Here is a 2,694-nt window from a genome sequence, read left to right as displayed (position 1 = left end):
TACCGTTTTCGTCTATCAGTATAAACCTTTAAAATATAAAAGTCAATGATTTATCTCATTTTTTAGATAACAATCAATTCTTTTGGAGCAAGTGTCAATAACTCACAACCGTTATCTGTAATCAGGATATCATCTTCAATACGAACCCCGTATTTATCTTCAATATAAATGCCTGGTTCATCAGTCAAGACCATACCAGCCTTGATTGGCTCTTCTGACTTGCCAAAGTAAGGAATTTCATGGATATCCAAACCAATCCCATGTCCAATCCCGTGGCTGAAGTAAGGACCGTAGCCTGCATCGTTAATAATCTGGCGCGGAATCCTGTCAAAATCAATTCGACTGAGACCAGCCTTGGCTGCATCTATGAGGGCTTGATTGCTGCGCAGGACAATATCATAAATCTCCCGCTCTTCATCTGTCACCTGCCCCACATGAACTGTCCGCGTCATATCGCTGACATAGTGGTTGTAGTAGCAACCAAAGTCCATGGTCAGGGTTTCACCCTTTTGAATGACCTTGTCACTAGCCACGCCATGTGGCATAGCAGAGCGGTAGCCCGAAGCGATGATAAAATCAAAAGAGGCACCTGAAGCACCTAGCTGGCGCATACGGGCATCTAAAAAGTTCATAACGGCTAGCTCAGTCGTCTCACCGGGCTTGATAAAATCCAGTACATCTAGGAAGGCTTGGTCAGAAATCTGGCAGGCCCTACGAATGGTTGCGATTTCTTGCTCATCCTTGATCATCCGCAGATTTTCAATAAAACCAGTCATTGGAACCAGCTCATGACCAGCAAACACACTTTCCAGCATCTTGAAGTAAGCATAGGAAATCTCGTCATCAAAGCCAATTTTTTCCAGCTTGTCGTCCGCTATAATTTTAGCAATTTCACCAACCGCATCGCGCGTTTCCACAATGTCAAAGCCCTCAACCACGCCCTTGGCAATAAGAGTATAACGAGAATCCGTCAGAAAAATCCGGCGCTTTTTACTGATGAAAACTGTCGCCTCTGTCCCGCTGAAACCAGTCAGATAGTAAATATTCTTCAGATTGGTTACTAAGACAGCATCACACTCTGTCTGTTTTAAGGCTACTTCAAATTTTTCAACTCTTGATAACATGAGAAAACCTCCATAAAATGATTTAATTTATTATAGCAAAAAAATATCGAAAATAATACAATCTATATAGCTAAGATTAGATAAAATTGACATTTGAAAGCGCTTAATGTATAATTTCTGTTAAACAAGAAAGAATGAGGTATCGATATGAATAAAACAGAATTGCTGTTACAAAGACTAGATGAGATTGGTCAGTCTCTAAAAGATTCGAACCAAGCACTAGCTTTGCTGGCGCTTGGTTCTTGCGGAACAGAAAGAGAACGATTGGATCAGTACTCAGATTTAGACTTCTTTGTTATTGTAAAAGATGGCTACAAGCAGACTTATATCCAAGACCTAACCTGGTTAAGTAAGCTAGAACCAATTGCATTTCACTACCAAAATACAGTGGACGGACATAAAGTTCTATTTGAAGATGATGTTTTTTGTGAATTTGCTGTCTTTGAAGCTCAAGAACTAGTAAACATTCCCTTCTCTGAAGGCAAGATTATCTGGAAGGAGGTCGGTTTTGATGAAACAATCTGTCAGCCACAAAGACTGCCATCAAAAGAAAACAGAGACCGTGAATGGTTGTTGGGAGAAATTTTATGTAATCTATATTTAGGGCTAGGTCGTTATCAGCGAGGCGAAAAATTAGCTGCTTATGATTTAATACAAAACAGAACCGTCAAGCTTTGGACTGAACTAATCAGTTTGGAAACAACTTCTAAATCTAATTTTATAGATATCTTTAATACCAACAGACGATTTGAAGAAGGTTATCCAAAGGAAGCCAAGCAATTGCCTCACTTTTTGCAAGGTTACGAACGCATTTCTGAGTCTGCTCAAGCACTCCTAGAATATCTGGATAAACACTATTCTCTTAACTCATTTATAAAAGAAAAAATTCGTAATTTATTATAAAAAAGACTCTGCCTAAAAAAGCAGAGCCTTTTAAATCTTATTTTAACTTTCCTTTCAAATACTGTCCTGTGTAGCTGGCTTCATTGGCCGCTACTTCTTCTGGGGTTCCTGTTGCGATGATGGTTCCACCACCGACACCGCCCTCAGGTCCCAAATCGATGATATGGTCTGCTGTCTTGATAACATCTAGATTGTGCTCGATGACGAGGACAGTATTCCCATCGTCGACAAAGCGAGCCAAGACTTTAAGCAAGCGAGCGATATCCTCAGTGTGAAGCCCTGTAGTTGGCTCATCCAGAATGTAGAAGGATTTCCCTGTCGAGCGTTTGTGGAGTTCACTAGCCAACTTCATACGCTGAGCTTCTCCTCCAGAAAGGGTGGTAGCCGGTTGCCCTAGCGTTACATAGCCCAGCCCCACATCCTTGATGGTCTGAAGTTTACGCTGAATCTTGGGAATGTGTTGGAAGAATTCCACCGCATCGTTGACGGTCATGTCCAAAACCTGCGAGATATTCTTTTCCTTATAGTGGACTTCTAGGGTTTCACTGTTGTAGCGAGTCCCGTGGCAGACTTCACAAGCCACGTATACATCTGGCAAGAAGTGCATCTCGATCTTGATAATCCCGTCACCTGAGCAGGCTTCGCAACGACCGCCCTTGATGTTGAA

Annotated in this window: 3 protein-coding genes; 1 reads left to right on the top strand and 2 read right to left on the bottom strand. The window is 41.6% G+C overall.

Annotated features, from left to right (window positions below; translation table 11 throughout):
* Positions 1–62 precede the first annotated feature (62 nt).
* On the bottom strand, positions 63–1,124 hold the full coding sequence (locus GMD1S_RS10100; RefSeq protein ID WP_000952766.1) for a M24 family metallopeptidase: 1,062 nt from the start codon (positions 1,122–1,124) through the stop codon (positions 63–65).
* A gap of 147 nt (positions 1,125–1,271) precedes the next feature.
* Between GMD1S_RS10100 and GMD1S_RS10095 the strand changes: the two genes are divergently transcribed.
* Entirely contained in the window at positions 1,272–2,027 is a 756-nt protein-coding gene (locus GMD1S_RS10095; RefSeq protein ID WP_001043930.1) for a hypothetical protein, read from the top strand.
* Between the two features lie 37 nt (positions 2,028–2,064).
* Here the strand turns inward: GMD1S_RS10095 and GMD1S_RS10090 are convergent.
* A partial coding sequence (locus GMD1S_RS10090) for an ATP-binding cassette domain-containing protein (RefSeq protein WP_000408290.1) occupies positions 2,065–2,694 on the bottom strand: 630 nt, incomplete at its 5' end.

It is taken from the genome of Streptococcus sp. GMD1S (assembly GCF_000296875.1).
GTDB lineage: Bacteria > Bacillota > Bacilli > Lactobacillales > Streptococcaceae > Streptococcus.
Note: the sequence above shows the minus strand (reverse complement) of the source record. Positions and strands in the feature narration are given on the sequence as shown.